20 protein-coding genes and 1 riboswitch are annotated in these 22427 nt (G+C 42.8%); of the genes, 7 read left to right on the top strand and 13 right to left on the bottom strand.

All coding sequences use genetic code 11. The features are described from left to right. Positions 1-24 precede the first annotated feature (24 nt). The 4 genes from rpsR to ACM0OZ_RS33945 form a co-directional block, all read right to left on the bottom strand. Positions 25-240 carry a 30S ribosomal protein S18 gene (gene rpsR, locus ACM0OZ_RS33960; protein WP_041038502.1) on the bottom strand — a complete coding sequence of 72 codons (216 nt, stop codon included), beginning with the start codon at positions 238-240 and terminating at the stop codon, positions 25-27. Positions 241-242: 2 nt separating this feature from the next. Then, positions 243-437: a 50S ribosomal protein L33 gene (gene rpmG / locus ACM0OZ_RS33955; protein WP_071838423.1), complete on the bottom strand. Its 195-nt coding sequence runs from the start codon at positions 435-437 to the stop codon at positions 243-245. A 46-nt stretch (positions 438-483) separates the two neighbouring features. Then, positions 484-1026: an RDD family protein gene (locus ACM0OZ_RS33950; protein ID WP_414587237.1), complete on the bottom strand. Its 543-nt coding sequence runs from the start codon at positions 1024-1026 to the stop codon at positions 484-486. Between the two features lie 321 nt (positions 1027-1347). After that, positions 1348-2880 (bottom strand): ATP-binding protein, encoded by a 1533-nt coding sequence (locus ACM0OZ_RS33945; protein WP_414587236.1) that lies wholly within the window; start codon positions 2878-2880, stop codon positions 1348-1350. A 524-nt stretch (positions 2881-3404) separates the two neighbouring features. On the opposite strand from ACM0OZ_RS33945, the gene glp reads away from it, so the two are divergent. Continuing rightward, entirely contained in the window at positions 3405-4646 is a 1242-nt protein-coding gene (glp, locus tag ACM0OZ_RS33940) for a gephyrin-like molybdotransferase Glp (protein WP_414587235.1), read from the top strand. 53 nt (positions 4647-4699) lie between these two features. On the opposite strand, the gene ACM0OZ_RS33935 is transcribed toward glp, so the two are convergent. Further along, on the bottom strand, positions 4700-5593 hold the full coding sequence (locus tag ACM0OZ_RS33935; RefSeq protein WP_414587234.1) for a phosphotransferase family protein: 894 nt from the start codon (positions 5591-5593) through the stop codon (positions 4700-4702). Positions 5594-5820: 227 nt separating this feature from the next. Then, positions 5821-5914: riboswitch (Glutamine riboswitch) on the top strand. Positions 5915-5964: 50 nt separating this feature from the next. Here ACM0OZ_RS33935 and ACM0OZ_RS33930 point away from each other — a divergent pair. Beyond that, positions 5965-6363: a DUF4278 domain-containing protein gene (locus ACM0OZ_RS33930; RefSeq protein ID WP_414587233.1), complete on the top strand. Its 399-nt coding sequence runs from the start codon at positions 5965-5967 to the stop codon at positions 6361-6363. A gap of 42 nt (positions 6364-6405) precedes the next feature. Here the strand turns inward: ACM0OZ_RS33930 and ACM0OZ_RS33925 are convergent, their stop codons facing one another. The 6 genes from ACM0OZ_RS33925 to ACM0OZ_RS33900 form a co-directional block, all read right to left on the bottom strand. Then, positions 6406-7056, bottom strand: coding sequence for an HAD-IA family hydrolase (locus tag ACM0OZ_RS33925; RefSeq protein WP_414587232.1), 651 nt, complete (start codon positions 7054-7056; stop codon positions 6406-6408). A gap of 424 nt (positions 7057-7480) precedes the next feature. Further along, a complete protein-coding gene (locus ACM0OZ_RS33920; RefSeq protein ID WP_414587231.1) occupies positions 7481-8674 on the bottom strand; it encodes an NAD(P)/FAD-dependent oxidoreductase in 1194 nt (397 codons plus the stop codon). A 34-nt stretch (positions 8675-8708) separates the two neighbouring features. Then, positions 8709-9014: a GNAT family N-acetyltransferase gene (locus ACM0OZ_RS33915; protein WP_414587259.1), complete on the bottom strand. Its 306-nt coding sequence runs from the start codon at positions 9012-9014 to the stop codon at positions 8709-8711. Between the two features lie 106 nt (positions 9015-9120). Continuing rightward, positions 9121-9390, bottom strand: a complete 270-nt coding sequence (locus tag ACM0OZ_RS33910) for a ChaB family protein (RefSeq protein ID WP_414587230.1) — start codon at positions 9388-9390, stop codon at positions 9121-9123. Between the two features lie 120 nt (positions 9391-9510). Continuing rightward, positions 9511-10200 (bottom strand): DUF1345 domain-containing protein, encoded by a 690-nt coding sequence (locus ACM0OZ_RS33905; protein ID WP_414587229.1) that lies wholly within the window; start codon positions 10198-10200, stop codon positions 9511-9513. Between the two features lie 489 nt (positions 10201-10689). Continuing rightward, positions 10690-12063: a phospholipase D-like domain-containing protein gene (locus tag ACM0OZ_RS33900; protein ID WP_414587228.1), complete on the bottom strand. Its 1374-nt coding sequence runs from the start codon at positions 12061-12063 to the stop codon at positions 10690-10692. Between the two features lie 494 nt (positions 12064-12557). Here ACM0OZ_RS33900 and ACM0OZ_RS33895 point away from each other — a divergent pair, with 494 nt between their 5' ends. Next, entirely contained in the window at positions 12558-13727 is a 1170-nt protein-coding gene (locus tag ACM0OZ_RS33895; protein WP_414587227.1) for a cysteine desulfurase family protein, read from the top strand. 132 nt (positions 13728-13859) lie between these two features. Here ACM0OZ_RS33895 and ACM0OZ_RS33890 read toward each other — a convergent pair whose 3' ends face one another. Further along, entirely contained in the window at positions 13860-13952 is a 93-nt protein-coding gene (locus ACM0OZ_RS33890) for a ribbon-helix-helix protein, CopG family (protein ID WP_073632825.1), read from the bottom strand. Between the two features lie 44 nt (positions 13953-13996). On the opposite strand from ACM0OZ_RS33890, the gene ACM0OZ_RS33885 reads away from it, so the two are divergent. The 3 genes from ACM0OZ_RS33885 (at position 13997) to ACM0OZ_RS33875 (ending at position 16803) form a co-directional block, all read left to right on the top strand. After that, on the top strand, positions 13997-14209 hold the full coding sequence (locus tag ACM0OZ_RS33885) for a hypothetical protein (RefSeq protein WP_414587226.1): 213 nt from the start codon (positions 13997-13999) through the stop codon (positions 14207-14209). Positions 14210-14443: 234 nt separating this feature from the next. Continuing rightward, on the top strand, positions 14444-15175 hold the full coding sequence (locus tag ACM0OZ_RS33880; RefSeq protein WP_414587225.1) for a DUF1995 family protein: 732 nt from the start codon (positions 14444-14446) through the stop codon (positions 15173-15175). A gap of 764 nt (positions 15176-15939) precedes the next feature. Continuing rightward, complete coding sequence (locus ACM0OZ_RS33875) at positions 15940-16803, top strand: hypothetical protein (protein WP_414587224.1); 864 nt, start codon at positions 15940-15942, stop codon at positions 16801-16803. A 250-nt stretch (positions 16804-17053) separates the two neighbouring features. Here the strand turns inward: ACM0OZ_RS33875 and ACM0OZ_RS33870 are convergent, their stop codons facing one another. After that, complete coding sequence (locus ACM0OZ_RS33870; RefSeq protein ID WP_414587223.1) at positions 17054-20104, bottom strand: zinc-dependent metalloprotease; 3051 nt, start codon at positions 20102-20104, stop codon at positions 17054-17056. 528 nt (positions 20105-20632) lie between these two features. Between ACM0OZ_RS33870 and ACM0OZ_RS33865 the strand changes: the two genes are divergently transcribed. Further along, positions 20633-22351 (top strand): pentapeptide repeat-containing protein, encoded by a 1719-nt coding sequence (locus ACM0OZ_RS33865; RefSeq protein WP_414587258.1) that lies wholly within the window; start codon positions 20633-20635, stop codon positions 22349-22351. Positions 22352-22427: the final 76 nt, after the last annotated feature.

Below are 22427 nucleotides of genomic sequence, written 5' to 3'. Positions count from 1 at the left end.
TTAACTCATCACTCTTAACTATTATTAGCCTTCGGCATTGATAAACGGCAACAAAGCCACAAGGCGAGCGCGTTTAATTGCTAATGTCAAATCTCGCTGTTGCTGAGATGTCAGCCCAGTAATGCGCCGAGGTAGTATCTTACCCCGCTCGGTGACAAACTTACGCAACAAATCTACATCTTTGTAATCAATTGGTTCTCCCGGCTTAATTGGGGATAGACGACGACGGTAATAGCTCATTTTTACTTAATTTCCTTGTGAACGGTATGTCTGTTGCAGTGAGGGCAGAACTTTTTCAGTTCTAGTCTGTTGGTTGTGTTCCGACGATTTTTCGTACTTGTATAACGCGAAACACCAGGAGAGCGCTTGTCTACGTTAGTCCGACACTCAGTACACTCCAGTGTCACTATTATGCGGACACCTTTACTCTTAGCCATAATCTTACAAAAAGTTTCGGATGAAGAGAATTAACACAAATACCTATTATCTCATATTCTGGCGTGCTTTTTCAACTAATTTTTTAATTTTAATGTCTAGCGAATAGCCACGACGCGACGAAACGACCATAGTCTTGACGTAGCGGTCATGCAAAGCTTGCCGCAGTTGGGTATCAGAGAAAGCTGCACCACAGTCAATTGCTAAGGGAATCAATAGCAGTATAGCAGTGGGATTACGTATGATGTTACTTAGGGCGATAGAAACGAGAAGCGCACCAAGCCCAACTATCCCTTCTCGCTTCAAAAGAGATTGTAAATCAGGAAGTTTGCCCGCCTCGACTTCCAGCACCTTGATATCAACAGCATAACGCCCTAAACTCTGCCCTTGATTGTTATAAGGCACAATCACCCGCAAAATCACCCAAAAAATTGCGAAGACCAATATCTGAACAACTTGGACACCGACTTGGGAACTTCCCAATAGGGAACTTACTATCCACACACAAAGGAAATCAATCCCTAATGCGATACCTCTGCGCCCAAAATCAACTTTAGGATAGTGTTTCGGGGTAACTCGTTCAATCGACATAATAAAATACGTATTTATATTGAATTTGGAAGCTATAGGATTCCTCCGCAGATTTTTGAAATAGACGTAGGGTGGGCAATGCTCATCAAAACCCGGATATAACCTAGAGATAGTGGGCATTGCCCACCCGAAAGATACTTAATTTTTTCAAAAATCAAACCGGATTGCTATAGTTTTGTTTTTCCCTCTACCTTAATTTAACGGTATCGCGGAAGTCCCCACCCGTAAAAGTTGTAGGGTGGGGAGAAACGTCACATATTGACACTCCCCACGGCTATCAAGGGGAGTCATTAAAAACAAAGCAGTTGATTTATGTAAATTTTAGTAACTTTCAACAAGTTCCAAAGACTGTGCATGGTGATGATTCAAGGGGAGTTTCACTGTAAATGTTGTCCCTACTCCCACTTGGCTTTGTAAGTAGATCTGACCTTGATGCAAATCTACACACTTTTTGACTATCGACAGCCCTAGTCCCGTTCCTGGAATACTACCCACATTGCTCGCGCGATGGAAAGTTTCAAACAAACGTTGTTGGTCTGTCAATGGAATACCAATCCCAGAATCTTGGATTTGGAAAGTGGCGGTATCATCTTGACAGACGACGTTAAATGCAATATCGCCGCCTTGAGGAGAATACTTGATGGCATTGGAAAGTAAGTTAGTCAAAATGTAACGCAGCAGGTTTTCATCCACTTCAACTGAGGTCTGTTTCCCTTGAAAGCTAAAGATAATTTGATGTTTACCACTAGCAGCCAGTTGCAAAGTTTGTGTGAGTTCGCTGCAGAAATCTTCTAAATCTAGCGGTGTCGGTTCATATTGTAGTTTGCCTGCATCACTTCTACCTAAAAATAAAATTTCATCTAATAATTGCAGCATCTGACGAATGGCAGTTTGAATTTTGCCAAAGTATTGGCTTTTTTGCTGGTCACTCAGCTGGTGGTTGTATAATTCCAAGAGTTCTACTGCTGTCCGAATCACAGTCATCGGATTGCGGAACTCATGAGAAACCATGGAAACAAAGTTAGATTTCATTTCGTTGAGTTCTCGTTCCTGTACCCAGGCGTTGACAAGTTCTGCTTCAGCGCGTTTGCGATCGCTAATATCCCGACCTTCGACAATCAGCAGTACCGCTTTCCCTGTTTCGTCTTTTAATGCTTTGAGGGAAAAGTCAATCCACACCATCACATTGTTTGCGCTGGGTAAGAGCAATTCATGGCGGACTAATTCACCATCAGCAGCTTTGGCAATAATACTTTTCAACCACTCCTGATTTGCACAAGAGAAATTCCAGCTTTCAAGTTCCCACAACGGTTTGCCAACACAATCTTGTTGTTGACTAGCCCATAAGTTAAGGGCAGGTTGGTTAATTTCTAGAATAATTCCCTCAAGAGTTAACAGCGCCATCGATTGGAACGTCTGTTCAAAAATTGCCCGCAAACGATGCTCACTTTCTCTGAGTTGCTTAAGAATTTGTCCCCGCTCAATAGCATAGTGAATAGTACGCCGTAGTAAGTTGGGCGTGATTTGTCCCTTGACCAGATAATCCTGTGCCTTTTTTGCCACTGCTTCTAAAGCAATGTCTTCATCGTCAAATGTCAATACCACAATCGGGATATTCGGTGCTGCTGCGTAAAATTCTGCTAGGGTGTTCAATCCTTTAGAATCAGGCAGAGAAAGGTCTAATAAAACTATGTCAAACGTACTTTTGCTACAACTATCGATTGCGTCCCTTAGCCGTTCAAAATGTACCACCTGCCATCTTTCCCCGCCCAAGTGCCAAAGTGTTTGCTGTAGCAATTTGGCATCACTGGCACTATCTTCTACTAAAAGAATATTAATTGATGCCGTGTCCATACAAGAAATTTATTTTGGTGGGAACTTAACTGCTGCTAGCCAAAAATCATGAATCAACTGCCTAAATCAGCTATGAAAATCTCTTCCTCCTGTGTGTTCCACTCTCAGTTCTCATCGGAGGTCTCCTCAGATATAACTTTTCTGTCCGAAGGCATACAGTTTATTTACTAAAGGTCTATTTCACAAATTCGAGAAAACTGCTATACGAATAAATTAATAAATATCAATCCGTTTGTTAACGTAGCAGTTAACATTTAGCTGATAAAACCTTAATATATCTCGCTTATCCACACGAGTTGTGACAATGACCACTGGAAGTTGTGTCAACGATCACTGTTGGTAAGAGATCATGGATAATGGAGGCATAACTTTGTTGTCGTATTCATGCACCTACTCGTAACTGATAATGACTCAAGGCGGTTACGAGAGCGATTGCTCAACCTCTACACAGGTTGACCTTGGCGTAGATTTGCAATATTTTTAGCACCATAAAAATAAAACGTTACAAAGTCAGAGGCGATACTATGCTGTCAGCAAGCGATGCAGAAGCGATTATTTTAAATTTGGTGCAACCCCTGAATACAGAACAGGATACAGAATTTGTTGATTTGTTGACAGCTAGCGATCGCATTCTGGCATCTCCCGTCACGAGTCAACTGGATTTTCCTCAGTGGGACAACTCAGCAATGGATGGCTACGCAGTACGGTACGAAGATGTGCAGGACTGTAGCGAGGAAAAGCCAGCAGTTTTAGAAATTGTTGCAGAAATCCCTGCTGGGGTGCAACCAAACTCTACAATTCTATCAGGGCAAGCGGCGCGGATTTTCACAGGTGCGGTAATGCCTGCGGGTGCGGATACAGTTGTGATGCAAGAAAGAACACGCACAGAAGAAAACCGTGTAATCATCCTTGCTGCCCCAAAACCGCAAGAATTTGTTAGGCATCAGGGAACTTACTATAAAGCTGGGACACAATTACTACCAGCAGGGATTCGATTGCAGGCTCCAGAGATTGCTGTCTTAGCTGCAACTCAGTGTACGCAATTGAAAGTTTTTCGCCGCCCTCGTGTCGCTCTTTTGTCTACAGGTAATGAACTAGTCACACCTGACAAACCGTTGCAACCAGGGCAAATTGTGGATTCAAACCGATATGCCCTCTTCACTTTGGTCAAGCAGAGTGCTGCCCAACCCTTAATGTTAGGAATTGTTAAGGATGAACCAGAAGCACTCAAGCAAGCGATCGCCGACGCCATAACTCAAGCTGATGTGGTTCTGTCTTCCGGTGGTGTCTCTGTGGGAGATTATGACTATGTTGAGCAAATTCTAGAGTCGCTAGGAGGCAAAATTCACATTCGTGCTGTTGCGACCAAACCTGGGAAACCCTTAACAGTTGCCACATTTGGCAACGATACACGTCCAGTTTTGTACTTTGGTTTGCCAGGAAACCCTGTTGCTGCTTTGGTGACATTTTGGCGGTTTGTACAAAGCGCCATCAAAAAACTTTCAGGGCTTGCAGAAGGTTGGGAACCAGCGTTTGTCAAAGCAGTGGCGCGTCAGGAGTTGCGATCTGATGGTAAGCGCGAAACTTACGTATGGGGTCAGTTGCGCGTCTTAGATGGAGTTTACAAATTTCAGCCAGCAGGTGGGCTGCAAAATTCTGGGAACTTGATTAATTTGGCTCAAACCAACGGCTTAGCTATTGTACCAGTGGGTCAGACACTTATTTCTGCGGGAGTTGAGGTGCAAGTATTACAGCTAGGGTCTTAAGGAATTCAAAATTCACGCATTCGCTCATTCAAAAATGTAAAGGCGATCGCAGGTTAACTTAGCCGTGTACTTATAGGTTGAACGTCTCTCGCCAAACCAATATGCGCCACGGATAGTGAGATATCTTTATACTTCATCCCGGCTAACGCCCACTGAAGCTCAAGTGTCCCTACCCAGAAACGTGCCCGGTCAATGACATCCGGTAGCATAGGATAGTCGCTTTTCATACGCCAAACAATACCTTCTCCATAATTACCGAGTTGTACGGCAATGTCACAAGCTGGGTCGCCCAAGCCAGCAGTTCCAAAATCGATAAGACCGCTAATGCTCTGTGACATAGGGTCAAACAGGATGTGATACACAGCCTTATCGCCATCGATAAGTACGGGCGTGTAACTTACGTCAAGTTCACCAGATACCACAGGCGCAAAAAGTTCGTGTATCCAAGTTTGCTGATGACGCCACAGGTGAGGAAAGAGAGTTTCCTGAACCTGCTCGTATAACTGTAACCAATGTTGGGGCGATCGCACTGCACCAGAGGAAGACACCCCAGCATTCACTAACACTTCATTTGGAATGCTGTGCAACTGTTGGTGAAATCTCCCTAGTTGGGAAATAACATGGGCTTGTTTGTTTGCACTCAGCTTCAGCAGGGTGTTGCGGGAAAGCGGTTCACCTTTGATAAACCGATAGCTGACAAAGCCTTGTTCTAAGTGTTCAAAGTGTGGAACTCGTAAATCAACATAACGTTGCACTATTTCCAGCACTTTGGCTTCATGAGCAAGAATCTCTTTTCCCCAATCTGTTTTGGCAAAGCGACAGACTAGGTCATGATTAACCACTACCACATCATTGACCATTCCATCTTGATTAAAATCCAGATGGTCAAAAGAAATATTTGGATAAACAGAACGAATCTTTTCCAGATAAGAGGAAGGAATATTCACAGCGACTCCGATAACGATGACAACAAACAGATAATCAGAACGACTCGAACACTTAGTCCGATTGCAGCGGCTTAACTGATTTGCGTGTTTGTTGTACTAACGTACCACTGTGCTTAAATTCCCCAGAACATCGTCAGAAACGAGTATAACATTATATTTCTCACATTAAATTTTATTACATTTTTCCGATTTCTTGAGGAAATTGTTACAATAAATACAGAAATAAAATCGTTCATCTTAAATAAGCAACTGAAAAATTGATTTTTTCAGTGAGAAGGCTTGTAAAGACGGAAGTAAGGATATATCCCCAAGGAACGCGCCTCATTTCATTCAAAACTATAGACAATCAATTTCCCAAAGAGGCGAAGCAAATGAAACTGACATATCGTGGTGTTGATTATGAACCCAATCCCCTGACCCTTGAACCCACCGCTAGCGAAATCAGCGGAAACTACCGGGGTGGGACATGGAAACGCAACTACCCCAGACATATTCCTCAGACTCAACCAACTGCTGAGTTGAAGTATCGTGGTGTGTCTCATTACATCGGCGATCCACTACAGGTGGAGTTCATGATTTTGTCCAAGCAGCACAGCGATGCAACAAGTGCTGCACAGGTTGGTAAACCAGAAAAAATGGGCGGTGAGTTAACTGAAACTCATCTCACCAATATCCGCCGTAATTTAGAACGTCGCCTGCTAGCAGCAAGAGAAAAAGGGGACCAACAACTCATTCGCTTACTAGAGGATGAAGCAAGGCAAATTGCATGATGGTTAGTTGTTAGTTGTTCCTCGTTTGCCAACAACTAACAACTAATTCTGACGATTGATCCAAATCCCTCTGAGTCCGGCTGCCCTAGCTCCGTGATAATCTTCTGTGATACTGTCACCAATGTGCCATGCAGCTTCTGGTGAACAATTATGTTTCTCCAAAGCTGTGGCAAAAATTTTGCCATCAGGTTTAGCGGCACCTGCTTGGGTGGAAATGGTGATAGATTTGAAAAACTCTCTGAGTTCCAAACTTTGCAACACTGAGTAAATACGGGAATCGAAATTGGACAGTATCCCCAGTTCAATTCCCAACCGCCGCCAGTTGACCAAAGCTGGTAGGACATCGGGATAGATAAACCACGCCTCAGCAGTGCCGAAGTGGATGTAGAGTTCACTGAAAAAAGTAGAAAAATCGGAAAATTTATCGAGAACGCCTGCACCTTCAAAGGTGTTTTGAGCAATGTTAAACCACCAATCAAACTCGCGTTGGGGAATATCTTGTTCTTCTGCATCTGGAAATATCGGTGGTGGCGCAGCTTTAAAACTTTGGATAAATGTTTGATTCAAAGTATCGGCTGAAACTTCGACGCCAAATTCCTGGGCTATGTGACTATAAATTTCTCCCACACTGCCTTTGACTCCAAAGAGTGTGTTAACAGCATCTAAAAAGATAACTTTTGGTTTTTCCTTCATAAATTATCAGTTCCTAAGTAGGTCAGTGTAAATAATTTAAGGTATGTAGTAAGCGCTTTAGCGCTAAAGCGCCTACTACGAGTTAGTTTCCAAACTTTACTTTTATTAACATAGTTTGATTTTTTCTCGCCTACTTACTTAGCTATCAGGTATCAACGCTACCAAAACAGCCCTGAATCCTGAGTATGTAATTTTTATATTTTCTATTTTCCGCAATATTTGGCACTCAAGAAAAGGTTTTATATCTCCACATTTATTCATGGAGAAAAACTTTTTCCCCTTGTTCAATTCCTCGTTATTTGCTGATCGTTACCCACATTTTTCCTAGTGACAACTAGTCACTATGAATGAAAAATGTGGGTAATGACAAAGCCTTATTTGTAAGGGATTTACTCACCACTTCAGTACTGATGAACCCTGGCTGCTATTGGGACAGTGCCTCTATAATAGGGCGGGCGAGCCAGTTAAAACCAACTTTAAGTTTGTGGTCTAAGGTTGGCAGCCGATAGAGATAAGCAAGACGACGCGCTACGTATGCCAAAGGACCCTCTAATTTAACGCCTAAACCAGTGAGGGTGGCGCTGTCTATTCCCAGTGCCATCATCTCACCTAAGAACTGATAGTGGAAGGGAAGCAGAGGACGATTGGTCAAACTTGCCCAGATGTTCCAAGCAGCATAATCTGCTTGTTGGAAAGCTGCTTGTGCTGTTGCAGGGACTTGCTGACCTTCAGCATCAAGACAATCTGCTAAATCTCCCAAAGCAAAAATTTCAGGATGGTCATGGACTTGCAAAGTTGATGTGGTGCTGATTTGACCGCGCTGGTTTTGCTTTACAGGAAGGTTTCTCACCACAGGCGATACCCGCGTTCCGACTGTCCAAATTACCAAATCCACAGGAATCGTATCTACTTGATTCTTGTACTCTAATGAGATGCTGTCTTGAGCGATTGATTCGACCTTGGTTTCTAAATCGATAAAGACACCCCGTGCTTCTAAAGCTTTGGTGGCTGCTTCTCTGTTGAACTCTGGGGAGGTTCGCAAAATTTGGTCGGACACTTCAATCAGCCGGAACCGTCCTCTTTCGCCTAGTCTGTCTGCTAGTTTGCAAGCTAACTCTACGCCACTGTAACCAGCACCAACAATTGCTACCCTGATTTTATCTGCATCCGATTCTTCTAAAAGTCGCAGGCGTTCTTCCAAACGATATGCATCTGCGATCGCCCGGAACGGATAAGCATAAGATGTTGCCCCTGGTACTATATCCAGTGGTGTTTCACCACCCAGCCCCAACACCAATCGGTCATAGGAAATTTCTGGTCCATCGTGTAAGTGTACCCGTCGCTGATCTATGTCAATTCCCGATACAGCACCTTGACAAAAACGCACACGTGTGTTTTGCAAAAGTTCTTCATAGGGTGGGGCAATTTCCCAGGTTTGCAATTCCCCAGTCAGGAGTTCGTAGAGGAAGGGGGAGAAGAGAAAGCGATCGCTCTGATCCACCAGAACCATTTCGGGTTTTTGCAAAGGTTCCCAAGGAAGCTGGCTCAAGCGTAGAGCAGTGTAGAGACCACCAAAGCCTCCACCAAGGATACAAATTCTAGCAGGTTGTTCAGTCATCGGTCTATGGGAACGTCAATCCCAGCAGGGTAACTTAATATAAGTCTACTGATTTCTTTGGTTCAATTGCCATCAACCAGCAATCCCAGTACTTTTCCTCTTGCAGTTCATGTTCGCGTAACAGCTTGAATTTAACAAAACCGCATTTTTCGTAGCAGCGGATAGCGCGAGTGTTCCACACTTGTGGATCTATGACAACTTTAACAGCTTCCAATTCTTCAAAAAGATAGTTGACAACTACTGAAATCAGTTTTGTGCCAATTCCCTGGTTCCAATATTGGCTTTCGCCTATAAATAAATCCATTGCATATTTTGATGAAATCAAGTTGTTTTTGACCACAATCACTATGTTTTTTAATAAATATGCGTGACAAATTGCAAATGAGTAAAAGGCGGTTTGTACAAACTACAAATCGCCTTTTATTTAACATTTAGTTAAAAACGAATTAATAACCGCCCATGGTTATAGGTTTATTAGGGTTGGCAGTTTCGTCTGCCTTAATGTGCCATTTGCCATCATCACCTTGCTTGTACTGGTTCTTGACGCTGCTCCAAGCAACTTGACGAGCACCCTCTTCACTCAATCCATCGCTGTGGGCAGCATTGAATGCCGCAACGAAAATTTGCTGGGCTTCTTGAGGTAGTTGTTCTTTTACATCTTGAGCTAATTCATCTATCTTCATAAACCCGCTCCGATTAATTGGACTTGGATTCATATTAAGAAGTTCAAGGCAGATTTTCCTCTTTCTGTAAGCAGATATAAAAAATTACCATACCTTTGGCAGAGACTCAAACAGGTGAGTTAAATAATGGCACGGGTTAGCAAAAATCTTCTTTCAAATCAGCGATGCAATGATATTGATGCTCATAGCTAAAATTGTGGTATTAAAAAAAAAGGATAATACTCCATGTAGCAGAGTCAAGCGCCTCATAAAACGTGATATGGTCTGCACGTCTGAAACTTGGCTCGTCATACCAATGACAAAAGAGTAATATAAAAAATCCCAATAATCTGGTTCTTCGTCATTAGGAAAATCTAAACCACCAGCTATTTGCTCTGTATTGCTATTGCTAACTTGATAATAATTGTGTGCGTATAGCAGGGCGAATATAGTATGTACTAGTAACCAAGAACTGACAATGGTCATGACAGCAAGCATGACGTGTAAGGTGAGCAAAATCGTTGACAGATTTTTTTTATTATCACCGAGCAGGAACCCAATAGCTAATACGCTGGCACAAGCCGCAGCAACAATTGAGGTAAAGATAGCTACACGACCTTGATATTCAAGTCGCGCAAAACGGCGCATTTTTTCTGGAGTCGCCCTGACCATTATCCACCAAGTCAAGCTTAAAAAACAGACAGCGCCTAAGTTCCAAGCACAGAGAATGCGCGAGGGCAAATGTAGCCAAGACGGCAATAGTACTGAGACTAATGCAGCAAAGCCGACAGAAATAATCAGTCGGTGTCGAGAATCAGAGTTTTTGAACAATTTAGGTGCAACCCAGAAATTATCAATCGTCATTAAAGACTACAAAATCACTTTATCATTCAAGTTTGACTACATTGAATTAACCGCCTCAACTCCATTCCATCTTCCATCTCAGTCTTGCAATAGCTTAAGTTTGTTAAAACTAACACCTTGCACCATTTTCAATAGAATTCTTGCAAAAGTCCGTATTTAGAATTTAGAACCACAGATTAACACTCATGGAACACAGATAATTCATCTGTGGTTTAATTTTCATTCCAATTCACTTTTACAAGAAGTTTATTCCTCTGAATGAGATGTATTGAACTTTACTGATTGAGAGTTATGTTCTGCGTTTTTTAAGTAAATCTTAAGTAGGGTGCGTTACGGCTTTAGCCTAACGCACCATGCTAATGGCGGTGCGTTAGGCGCTTTGCTCATGTTTTCCGTTACAAATCATATCGAGCATGGTGCGCCTAACACACCCTACAAGAATTTTATTTTTACTTTATAAATGACCTTGAAATCTTTCAAAAAAGTTTTTTATTCATCTGAATGAGATGTATCGAACTTTACTGATTGAGAGTTCTGTTCTGGCTTTTTTAAGTCGAGTAATTCGCACTTTTGAGCCGATGGGAGAGTTTTCAACCCCAACTTTGCTGTTGCATAAAGCCGACTAAATTCTTGCTCATAATGTGCGGCAACGGTAGGATTTTGTATAAACATCAAAGTTTCATCGTTCAAGTAATTTCCTGAATTAGACCAGTTGTGACTACCAGTGATAATTAACATCCCATCCAAGATAGCCATTTTACTATGAACGCCGCGATCGCCTATTGAACTTGTGGGAAAACCAACAGTAGTTATTGGGCGCTTCCAAGGTTTAACTTTAATTAAGCTATTTTTCTTGCCTGGACGAGGACAAACACCCATAGCATCGTATGCTTTTGAGTAAGGTTGTCTGAAAAAATCCGGGTCTATCAGCACTTTGATATCTTCAACTCCTTGATCATGTACACTACCAAGAGTGTCGCTAATCTTTTGGTCTGAATAAACAAATACCGCAATATGCACGCTCTTTTTAGCTTGCTGTACATAGGAGGCAATGATGCCGTTACTGGTTGTTGTGATATCGTCTTTTGTGCTGGCTGGCGAGAAGTTAACAGTGATAGTTCCTGTGCCAATTGGAATCGTTACGGGATATCTTTTTGGCTTACGAGATTTAAATAAACCCTGCCACATCGAGTTAAATTCCTGAGTTAGGATTTTGGCAATTTCGGGGTTATTGGGAACAACAATCATGTTGTTAGGATTGCCACGACTTTCAAAATTTCCAAAATCTCCATGCATATCAGATGTTGTCAAGTTGCCGCTAGATATGATAGTTTTCTTTCCATCTACAACGACAAATTTATGGTGCATGAGTCCACTACCTTTAGTTGCACCGCCAGATGTGTCATCTTTTATCTCAATTCCATTTGAACGCAACATAGCTAAAGCATCAGCAGGATATCGCTTTAATTCTTCATATGCTCGTTTATCATACCGATTCATCCGTGCAATTTCTTCTTGTTTATATTCTGCTAAAGTTTTGTTGTACTTGTTATCTATTATTACCCTCACTTTTATCCCCCGGTTATGAGCAAAGCTGAGTGCTTCAGCAACTTTGGGAAGCCTAAACTCCATGACTGCTATATCCACAGTTGAGTTTGCTTGGTTAATAGCATCAATAATTTGCTGTTCTAAGTTGTCCCCTTTGCGCTTAATGTGTCGGTATGGGTCTTCATAGGAAGACGCCGGATTTTGGTTAAAATAGACTTGAATCGCTGGGTCTTGAGGTAAAGGTTGGACAAGCTTGACTTTTGGTGAAGGTTTAAGAATGTTAACGAGAACAACACCACTGCTTAAAAGCAGCAATATGAAGATTGTTCTTCTAAAAAATTTAAAATTTTGTTGTTTAGAAGTAATAAAATTGAAAAGGAGTCTCATTAAAAAATTAGGAAGTGTAGCGCATAAATTTTACTCAGTTAGAAAACTGAGTTATATCTTTTATCAGTATTCTTTGAAAGAGATGTTATAACAAGACGGGTATTACGGAAGTTCATTTTCTTGGCTTGCAATTACTTTAAGTAATCGCACGACATCCAAATTGTTGCTTTCACCAGGTAATGTATTCACACCGTGATTTGGACGGTTAATAACCTCACGTAAAGATACAAAGCGCTAAAACTAACTAAGTGTTTTTGTATAGCTGTACAAGCAGGGCAAAATATCCAAATATATATAAAAATATAAATATATACAGATATATAAATATAGGTATCCGCAAAGTTCTAAGAATTTGGCAGATTAACTATATAGTCTCAAAATACAAATAAGCTGTTGCCCAGCGTGTTCTCACCTAATAGGTTATGCAAATTTATCTAGATTACAGCGCAACTACTCCCACTCGCCCAGAAGCAATAACCGCAATGCAAGCAGTTTTCACACAACAGTGGGGTAACCCCTCCAGCTTGCATGAGTGGGGACAACGCGCAGCAACGGTTGTCGAACAAGCAAGAATGCAGGTTGCCCCTTTAATTAACGCACCTGATCCTGAATCTATTATTTTTACTTCTGGTGGCACTGAAGCAAACAATCTGGCAATTATGGGAGTTGCCCATTTGTATGCCAAACCCCAACACATCATTATTTCTAACGTTGAACATTCTGCTGTTGCTGAACCAGCAAGGTTGTTAGAGTTGTGGGGCTGGCAAGTCACTCGCTTAGGAGTAGATGGTAAAGGAAGAGTCAATCCTCTTTCTTTAAAGGCGGCGTTGCAAGATAATACTGTGTTGGTGTCGGTCATTTACGGTCAAAGTGAAGTTGGAACATTACAACCAATTGAGGAACTGGGAAATATAGCCCGCAGTGCAGGTGTTTTATTCCATACAGATGCTGTCCAAGTGGCAGGACGCTTGCCTATAAATGTGAAAAACCTTCCCGTAGATTTATTGAGTATGTCCAGTCACAAAATTTATGGGCCGCAAGGTGCTGGGGCGTTGTATGTGCGTCCTGGTGTCGAGTTGGTTCCCTTGCTGAATGGTGGGGGACAAGAAAAGCGACTGCGTTCTGGTACACAAGCAGTACCCATACTCGCTGGGTTTGGCGTAGCAGCAGAATTGGCAACTCAAGAAATGCCAACAGAAACACCCAGGCTGATGAAGTTACGCGATCGCCTGTTTGCCCAGTTAAGAGATATTCCTGGTTTGATTCCCACTGGCGACTGCACCCACCGCCTACCTCACCACGTAAGTTTTTGCCTAGAATATGCTGATGGAGAAAAACTCAGCGGCAAAACTTTAGTGCGACAGATGAATTTAGCGGGCATTGGCATCAGTGCTGGTGCTGCCTGTCATAGTGGTAAACTCAGCCCTAGTCCCGTATTATTAGCAATGGGTTACCCAGAAAACGCAGCTTTGGGCGCTATCCGCATGACACTGGGGCGCGAGACAACAGAAGCTGATGTAGATTGGGTAGCAATGGTGTTGAGGCAGATTTTGGAGCGACTATCACCTGTAGAATTGGTTGTTAGTCGTTAGGCTATCAAGACATAGTGGGAGGGTGAGAACCCCTGTTCGCGTAGCGTCCCGAAGGGAAGATGTAGTTTGACGCACGGAGGAAAACTACATCTGTGTTTTAAACCAGGGGATGAAACCCGACGATGGCGGGATTTATCCCTTTGTTTCTCTTTCAAGATATTGCCTTACCGCTTCTCTAATTAAGTCATTCATCGACCTCTCTTTTTGTTTGCTTAGTCTTACCAATTCTTCATACTCTTATGAGCGAAAATCTTGCACTAAATCTACTCATGACATCATTAATAAGTTATATTGATGTCATGGTAGCACAGGATGAAAAACTCCAAAAAACAAACGTGATGCCATACCTACCCTCACAATTGAAGATATGGGGTTGTGTTGAAAAGTCTTTTCAGAGCCATCAACACGTAAAATCTTCATGGTTGGAAGATACCAAAGTAGCCGCACATCCCTTCGGGGGCGAGGCGGGTAGGGCTGTTTGAACCAGCCAACGTGTTTTACAAAAAACATGAGACAACGTTGCGGAGTGTGGCACCTATCCCACGTAGCAACAACAGTCTAGAATCCTGGTTTTTCAAAGCCAGGAGAGTTCAAGGGTAACCCATGCAATGCTTTTGTACCCTACCCCTGACTTTTAAAATATAAAATTGCAACCGCTATCTGCGTTTATCTGCGTCGAGGGTGCGGTTAAAATCTCAATTTCAAAATTATTTAGCATGACTGAACTTCCAAACACTCTAGAAGATGCAATTGCCCAAGCCCGTGAAGCTACCAAAGCGGCACTCGCAGAAGGGTATAAACGATTACAGGTTGAAATTTTGATTCCAGAACTCAAACCCATGCTTGTGGCGGAGCAATTTCTGCCAGTTTTTGAAGAATACGGTTCCCGGCTCAAGGTTTTCTTCCCAGATGCTGGTGGTGCTGCGCTTGCTGTGCGCGACTGGACAGATGTGCCGTTTAAGATTCTTGATATTGGTACAGGAAAATTACCTCTTGAGCGCAAAATTGAACCAGAGGATGAAATTTTCTTTCTGGTTGCCCCCACAGCGGTGGAAGTTGCAGAGGTGGAAAAGATGGCTCAATTAGTGGGCGATCGCCCGATAGTCATCTTAAACCCTCGTTTGGAAGATTTGGGGGCAGTCGGTATTGGTTATGCAGCGCGTCAATTACGTGAACGTTTCGTCAATACAATTGAATCTTGCTACTATCTCCGCCCTGTAGATGACGAGACTGCTGTATTTCGCTTTTACCCCAGAATGTGGGAAGTTTGGTTAGAAAAGAGCGGCAAGTATGAAAAGATTGCCGAATTACCGCAAAAGCCATCTGGTGACGATCTGGATTTCATCATAGCGAAGGCACAGTCTACTTCTGGCACACTGGATACACCAGCAAAAAAACCCAATCTGTTTAAGGGTTTGCAACGTTTCTTACGGGCGTTGAGAAATTAACACTTTTACTACCAAAAGTCAAGTAATCTCGCGTCAAACTTAACGCCAGAGGCTTAAGGACTGCTTCGGTGAATTTTTAGGGAGCATCCCAATGCATGCAAATACCGGGCGAATAGAATTCGCGGAGTTTACGGGCACACAAGCGAAGTCCCTTCGGGTATGCGAGCGTGGGTACGGCCACGGCTATCGCCGAACGCGAGTGCGTCTGTTGGAGGAGATACGGCACGTCTACGGCTGTACCGTGCGTCCTCCGTAGGAGGCACGCAGTCGCCGTGAGAGCGGCAGACCCTCCTGCATAGCATTGTCTCACCGCCTGCGCGGACTAATTAAAGCCTGCTAGTCACGGCTTTGTTTGTGTGCCCGTGTTGCTCCCAGACTTATAGTTTGAGGGCAATTTATATCATGTCCGGATAAACACTTATAAAAAACCAATAACCTCACCCGCCTACGGCACCCTCTCCTTCTTAAGGAGAGGGTTGGGGTGAGGTAAAGCAGGAATTATAAGTAATTAAGCGGGCATAATATTACACATTTGGAATGCTCCGAATTTTTACCAAAAACTTTCGTTACTTCTCCCACATAGCTGCCCTCTGCCCTCTGCCTTTCCCTTGGTAACGCACCATTTTCCAGTAAAGTGCGTAATGAGTATCGTGAACACATCCTATAAATTCTATAAATTTAAGGTTTTTTTATAAACAGTCTTTAAGTGCCAGTTTAATAAGTTTAATTTGAAGGAATCTTTTCCTTGTTTCGTCCAGTCTCTTGTGTTACGTAATAAGTCTTTAAGAGAAAACAAACTGTATCTCCCTGAACTGATGATTCGCCGCCACCATCTTCAACAAGCTTTTGGTATTAGTGCCGTCCTAGGATTTCTAGTAGGCATCTGTGTATTTAAATCTTATTGGGGATATTTGTTGTTTCCTCCTGCTTTACCGACAAAGGTCTTTGATTTCGAGAAAATTCTTTCTATTACTCCAGTTTCTTCTCAGAAAAAAGATGATGGTAGGTATTCATTCACGATTGATGACTCAAAGTTCTGCTTATGGCAGATTCAGTCAGGCATCAAAGAATCTAAGGACTGTCGCACCATACACTCCCGCACTCAATACCACAGTAGTACTCGTATTTTTTGGGCTTTGTCCAAGAGAAACAAACTGCCAACCACGACTGCTTACATTTCCCTAGAACGTTTGGCTTCCTTGTACAGTAACCTAGAAGCTACAGAACTTCTTTACCAGGGAGAGCAAGGATATAATGGACAATCAGTATATGACCCAGGCTATGGTAGGAAGATGTTATACAGTGATGCCAAACTGCTTGAAGGTATCATCGTTGAAGCAGAAGATCGAGAAAAACAGCGTTATCTATTTATAGCAGTCAACGGTAAGCAGGTCAGCAATGACCATTACCCGTATTACGAGTTCTTATTCCTTCTGAATGGTACAAGCCGCCCTCAACTCTTATCGGTAAATCGCTTCTTTTACGACATTGCAGGTTTGGAAGACATGGAACTGTTGTTTTTCTTGATTCCAGGGATATTTTTTATGGTAGTTTTTCTTGGCATTCTCTTATTCCTCGGTGTAGCAGTGCGATTGGCTCAGCAGTTAAGACATCGGTATGACTTATAAAATGGAGTCGCTTTACCACTTTTTACCCAACGAATTGCTCGTTGTGTTTTTGTTGGCATTAGTGGTCAATTTTGCGAATCAAAAACTGGTGTAAACATGGCGATAAGCCCTTAATGTACATTTGTCTGAACATATTTAGCTCCTAGTTGTTAGCCTCAAAATGAGGAATAAACGATATATCACGATATATTTTTTATTTGACTATACAAATACATATCACGATATATCGTGATATGTATTTGATTCAGTTCTAATTCGCCTGCACTTGGGCGTTCAAGACTTTGTTAATGCGATCGCGTGTTTCTAACAAATGTGCCTTGGTGTACTCGTCGTTTGAACTCATTCCATCCAGTTTTTCGTTAAGTTGTCTAAGTTTATACCAAGCTAGTGTGCGAGCATCTTCCGGAACGCGTTCTTTTCGCAAAACCATGCGAGTCAATAAGTCTACATATTGTCGCTGTAAGCCTCGACGCAAACTCGAAATTACGAGCGGCTTGTCGTTGGGTTTCAGAACTTCAGTCCAAATACTGTTTTGCAATGTATCATATAATTCTGGTAAAGACAGAGATTGATCGGGTTTAGTTTTGAGTTCGATATCTTTAAGGCGGGAAAGGCGATCGCTTGACAGCAAATCCGATAACACCGAACCCTGCATGAACAACACCCAATCATGAATTGGAAAGTCCAAACGACCAGTCCGGGGAGAACTGCCCCAATGTCGCCAACGCGAAGGTGCTAATTTATTCAGTAATTCTGGTGGGAAGCTGAGAGCATCCTCAGCAAAGACATACTTTTCTATAATCTCTAACGCCTGCCGTTGTTTTTCCACAGGGACTGGCTGAAATGGTAATTGCCCTCGGGAATCACCAGGTTGAACCCTGTAGAAAGACTGACCGCCAACATATTTTGTAATGTAGTAAATATTTTGGAAATAGTTACTGAATACCGTGCCAAATTGTTCTTTCACATCGCTAAAACTGTTCCCAGACAACAGGTCATCTTGGTTGAGACGCTGCCATATAACCCGCGCATTATCCAATTGCCAATGAGAATAAAGCAGCACATTACTGCTGTTATCCCAAGCATTGGCAGTGGGGTCAAGGTCAAACACATCTTCATCTGTGGAATAACTTAACTCTGGCTTGTCTGATTGGTTGGCAAGCTTATCCAAAAATGGTTTTTCTGTTGTGGGAGTTGCTGCTGGAATTGGTGTGTAGCCGTACTGAATCGCCCACTCATCATAAGGTCCGATCATCTTGGGAAAATAATCTCCCTGCTTAGTGCCTCGGGGTGCAAGATTTGGTGGAATATAGTCCATCACTGACGTAATCAGACCTTTGCTGCGAGTGATATCTCTATTGTTCATCTGTTCTGGACTCAGCAGAGTGCTTCCACGGAAGTTATGCCTTAACCCCAAAGTGTGTCCCACTTCATGAGCAATAATTAACCGTAAATATTGATGAATATAGTCTTTCATTTGCTCATTACTTGGGGGGCCGTCTCGCAAAAGCTTCATTGCCAGTGAACCATAAGCAAATTGGTTAGCAGCTTCCATACCATAGCAAAGGTCGTACTGACCTGCCAGTTTTGATAAATTGTTGGTTAACCCCTCCATTTCCAAATTCTGCGTGGGATCGCTATTTTTTGCCTCTAATTTATTGGCGCAAAGCAGGCTGTTTTCCATCAACGCAGACAGCGGCGTCTGATTTTGTGTTTGGTTGAGTTGTACAATTTTAGGATACTCATTCTTGAGTGCGCGTATAAAACTGCCATCTACGAGAATATCTGCATCTAAAATTTCACCAGTCAAAGGGTTAACGCGGGATGGTCCCAGAGCAAAATATCCATCTACCGTGTTAATCCAGCGAATTGTGTTGTAGCGTATATCAGCTGGATCCCAGGTGGCGTTATCCGGCATTTGACGCACTTGAATTGCATCTTTGAATCCTGCCTTTTCAAAGGCTTTATTCCACATCAAGACGCCTTCTTTTATAGCATCGCGATACTCTAAGGGTACTGCGTTATCAATCCAGAAGACAATGGGTTTTTTGGGTGGAGAAACGGCAGCGCTGGGGTTTTGTTTTTCTAAATGCCAGCGGTTAATGTAGCGGACAAATGGCTCTTTACGCTCGTCGTTGGATAAGTCTTGGTAGGCGGTGATAAAATAGCCTATACGCTCATCGGCTAAACGCGATCGGTAATTGTTCTGTGGAAGTTCGGACAGACTATAATGAACGCGTAAAGTGAAGCCTCGAGGGTCTGCAAGCGCACCAAAACGCTGCTTTTCAGCATTGACACGGGTGTTGGTGAAATTCAACACCGACTCGATTTCCATATTTTGGGGAAAGGCTTTAGCAGTTCCAAAATAGGATTTATCTGCGGCTGGAGAAACTCCTAAACTAAAAGATAATCCAGCTAAGTCTGTCAGCAGCACGTCAGCCAAGTCGATGAGAATTGTTTTGCGTTCTGGATGAATGCTTTTGATGGTCACTGAGTAGAGAACTGAGTCACTGAAAGACCGGGCGAGCGATCGCTGTTGTGGATCTCCTTCACGAGTGCGAAAATTGACATTGCGAACCACAAATTGTAATTTGTTATTCGTCCGTTGTAAATAAAACAAAAAATCCTGCAACGGCATCCCACTATAGATCCCAGCTTCGCCAATGCCAGATTCTAACGTTGCTGTAGCTAAATAATTTTTATTAAGCTGTTCCGGCTTAATTTCTAAATAAATTTTATTTTTTTCCTTATCTCGGTACAGAGTAAACAGTCCCTGTAGTATTTCAGTATCTTTTACGACTTTCTCGAAGGGCTCTAATTCGTCCTTTTTTGCTGGTTTCGGGGTAATATCAGTTTTTTCATCCGGCTTAGCCGGCTTATCTAGAGTGTTCTGTACTTGCAAAAATGGTTGCTGTTCAGCTTTTTTAGTATCTTTAACTACCCACATAAAAGATTGACGCTGTGCTTGTTGCTTCCCATCAATCACCCAGACTTGCTGTGGTGGTAGCCGGAGTTTCTGGAAATTTGTAGCGTTCAGTGTTCCAGACTGAGACGATTTCGATGACGCAAACGAGATGGGGCGTTCAGGAGATGAGGAGGATGAGGGGGATGAGGGAGATAAGGGAGATAAGGGGGTGAGCCCGGGAGACATTTTCTCCTTGTCTGCTTGTCCCCAAGTCTTTTTGTCTCCAAGTCTTGTTATACCCGTGTCAACCGTATTCACAGCCTGTGTGCCGCTAGAAGCTGGTATACCTAAAAATAAACAATGCAACACAAAAACACAACTAGTAAATCTTCTCATCTCATCCGTCCCCGGTCTTAATTTCTATTTTATTTCCAATATCTGTGTAACAAAGCTGCCTCATACTCTCTTTAACTAAGTGGTAATATCTGAAAACACTCTTTACCGCTTAATGACAAGCAGTCACCTTTCTCAGTCAGTTGTATATACGATTTTCAGCTTTGTTGTAGTGCCTTACAGTAGGAGTTTTCCCAACAATTGCTTCCATCGCACAGAATCCGTATTATCTTTACATCTGTCTCAGAAACAAGTAGAGAAGTTAGTATAACAACTTAAATAAAAACAGGAGGTTACTGACAAACGAAAAACTTTTTAAGCAGACATTTTTTGCCCGAAGGCATAGCCTAATAGAAAGGAGCTTTCCGCCCTTAATCTGCTTACCAATAGTCTGCATTATTACGTCATTTTCATCAAATATGGTACTAAGTCCTACGATTTTCTCCAGTGCCTGAAACTCTAATAGGCAAACATTTTTTTTCATCTCGGCTTTAGTTCATCAGCAGGTGCATAGTATTAAATATGACAATTATGTCACATTTCTCTCAAATTTGTCAGCTTTTGAGAACTTGTGTGAAGGCACATTGGTTCAAAGAGATGTTAAAGAAAACATTTCTTAGCTCCCTTGCAGTTTCGCCTTTAAGAAAAATTCATAATAAGCAGGGCAAAAGAGTTGAGTGTTCCCCAGGCAATTCGCGAGAATTTATATTTCAGCAAAGAGTACAAAAAAGTTTGCAAAAATGGACAAAATCGAAGAGCAGTGTAACCGCAAATAAAGGCGATCGCCAACTCCATGAAGAGATTTACGAGATATTGGGTGGTGGTACCCTAAAACCTGAAATTTTAGCACAAGTCATGAGAAAGCTCATGGCTAATAATGAATTTTACCCAGTGCGACTTTTCCAACGTTTAGAAGATTTTTACCGCCGTTGGTGTCAAGGGGAATTTATTGATGCTTCAGCTGCTCATAACTTGCCTTTGAAAAAGATGCTGAAGATGCAAGCACAAAACATTGCGATCGGACTGAGGCAGGTAGATATCAATACGGGACTGAATGTGATGATTTTGCTTTTGGAGTTACATCGCTATGCTCAAGAGCGAGATGATCTCAAGCATCAAATAATTTTTTATCCCTCTGGTCAAAGGGATAAAGACCATTTTTTCACTTCTCAACTTCTTCGGATCATTAACTACAGCGATGCAATTGAAATTGGAAATTTTAGTAATGTTGTTGGGGAATTTCTCACAAGAGGCAACTTTAGCGGTGCATATCTCGGTGATGCTAACCTAGCTGGTGTCAACTTTAGCCGTGCCAACCTCAATAGCGCATACCTTGGTGATGCCAACCTCACAGGTACCAACTTTAGTGGTGCCAACCTCAGCACTGCTAACCTCGGTGATGCTAACCTCAGCGGTGCTAACCTCAGCGGTGCTAACCTCAAGCGTACCGACCTCAGCAGTACCAATTTGTGTGGTACGAACCTGAGTGGTGCCAACCTCAGCCATGCTAACCTCAGTAGTGCCGACCTCAGTAGTGCTGACCTCAGCAATGTTGACCTCAGAGGTGCCAACCTAACAAGCGCTAACCTCAGAGATGCTCAACTTTCTCGTGCCAATCTCACTAACGCCATCTTCTTTGCTGCTAACCTCAGTGATGCACACCTCAACGGCGTAGACCTCAGTCATGCAGACTTTTGCCGCGCAGACCTCAGCGGTGCCAACCTCAGTGGTGCTATCCTCAAAGGTACTAACCTGAGCGATACAATTCTGTTCAGTACTAACCTCACAGACGCTATTCTCGTCGCTGCTGACCTAAGTTATGCCAAACTCAACGGCGCAAAACTCAACGGCGCTAACCTCAAAGGCGCTATTCTCTTAGGTGCGGATCTCAGTGGCGTAGACTTAAGTGGAGTCATTCTCAACGAAGCCGACCTGAGTGGAGTTCTTCTTAGCGAAGCCGATGTCAGTGGTGCTGACCTCAGCGATGCCATCCTTTTTGGTAGTGACCTAAGTTATGCCAACTTGAGCAGCGCTAACCTGAGTGGTAGTAATCTTAGTGGTGCTATCCTCAGTGGTGCCGACCTCAGCTACACTGATCTCAGCTATGCTATTCTCGCTGGTGCAGACCTCAGTGATGCCAATCTCGAAGAAATGACCTGGAATGAAAATCTGGAGTGGCAGAGTGTACGTGGACTCGACACCGCAGTCAATGTGCCAAAAGCATTAAAGCAACAGCTGGGTCTTTTGTAATCAGCGTCTTCCCTTCCAGATTTATAGCAACCGCCAAGGCGGTTAGGACGTAAACTAAAGGTATTATCGTAACCTG

This window comes from Scytonema sp. PCC 10023 (assembly GCF_963920835.1).
Taxonomy (GTDB): Bacteria; Cyanobacteriota; Cyanobacteriia; order Cyanobacteriales; family Nostocaceae; genus Kalymmatonema.
Note: the sequence above shows the minus strand (reverse complement) of the source record. Positions and strands in the feature narration are given on the sequence as shown.

Coding starts and splice junctions, on each gene's coding strand:
- ACM0OZ_RS33895 (WP_414587227.1), top strand. CDS start 12,558: ATGCAAATTTATCTAGATTACAGCGCAACTACTCCCACTCGCCCAGAA.
- ACM0OZ_RS33885 (WP_414587226.1), top strand. CDS start 13,997: ATGACATCATTAATAAGTTATATTGATGTCATGGTAGCACAGGATGAA.
- rpmG (WP_071838423.1), bottom strand. CDS start 437: ATGGCTAAGAGTAAAGGTGTCCGCATAATAGTGACACTGGAGTGTACT.
- ACM0OZ_RS33870 (WP_414587223.1), bottom strand. CDS start 20,104: ATGAGAAGATTTACTAGTTGTGTTTTTGTGTTGCATTGTTTATTTTTA.
- ACM0OZ_RS33865 (WP_414587258.1), top strand. CDS start 20,633: ATGTCACATTTCTCTCAAATTTGTCAGCTTTTGAGAACTTGTGTGAAG.
- ACM0OZ_RS33905 (WP_414587229.1), bottom strand. CDS start 10,200: ATGACGATTGATAATTTCTGGGTTGCACCTAAATTGTTCAAAAACTCT.
- ACM0OZ_RS33920 (WP_414587231.1), bottom strand. CDS start 8,674: ATGACTGAACAACCTGCTAGAATTTGTATCCTTGGTGGAGGCTTTGGT.
- rpsR (WP_041038502.1), bottom strand. CDS start 240: ATGAGCTATTACCGTCGTCGTCTATCCCCAATTAAGCCGGGAGAACCA.
- glp (WP_414587235.1), top strand. CDS start 3,405: ATGCTGTCAGCAAGCGATGCAGAAGCGATTATTTTAAATTTGGTGCAA.
- ACM0OZ_RS33950 (WP_414587237.1), bottom strand. CDS start 1,026: ATGTCGATTGAACGAGTTACCCCGAAACACTATCCTAAAGTTGATTTT.
- ACM0OZ_RS33880 (WP_414587225.1), top strand. CDS start 14,444: ATGACTGAACTTCCAAACACTCTAGAAGATGCAATTGCCCAAGCCCGT.
- ACM0OZ_RS33930 (WP_414587233.1), top strand. CDS start 5,965: ATGAAACTGACATATCGTGGTGTTGATTATGAACCCAATCCCCTGACC.
- ACM0OZ_RS33945 (WP_414587236.1), bottom strand. CDS start 2,880: ATGGACACGGCATCAATTAATATTCTTTTAGTAGAAGATAGTGCCAGT.
- ACM0OZ_RS33925 (WP_414587232.1), bottom strand. CDS start 7,056: ATGAAGGAAAAACCAAAAGTTATCTTTTTAGATGCTGTTAACACACTC.
- ACM0OZ_RS33910 (WP_414587230.1), bottom strand. CDS start 9,390: ATGAATCCAAGTCCAATTAATCGGAGCGGGTTTATGAAGATAGATGAA.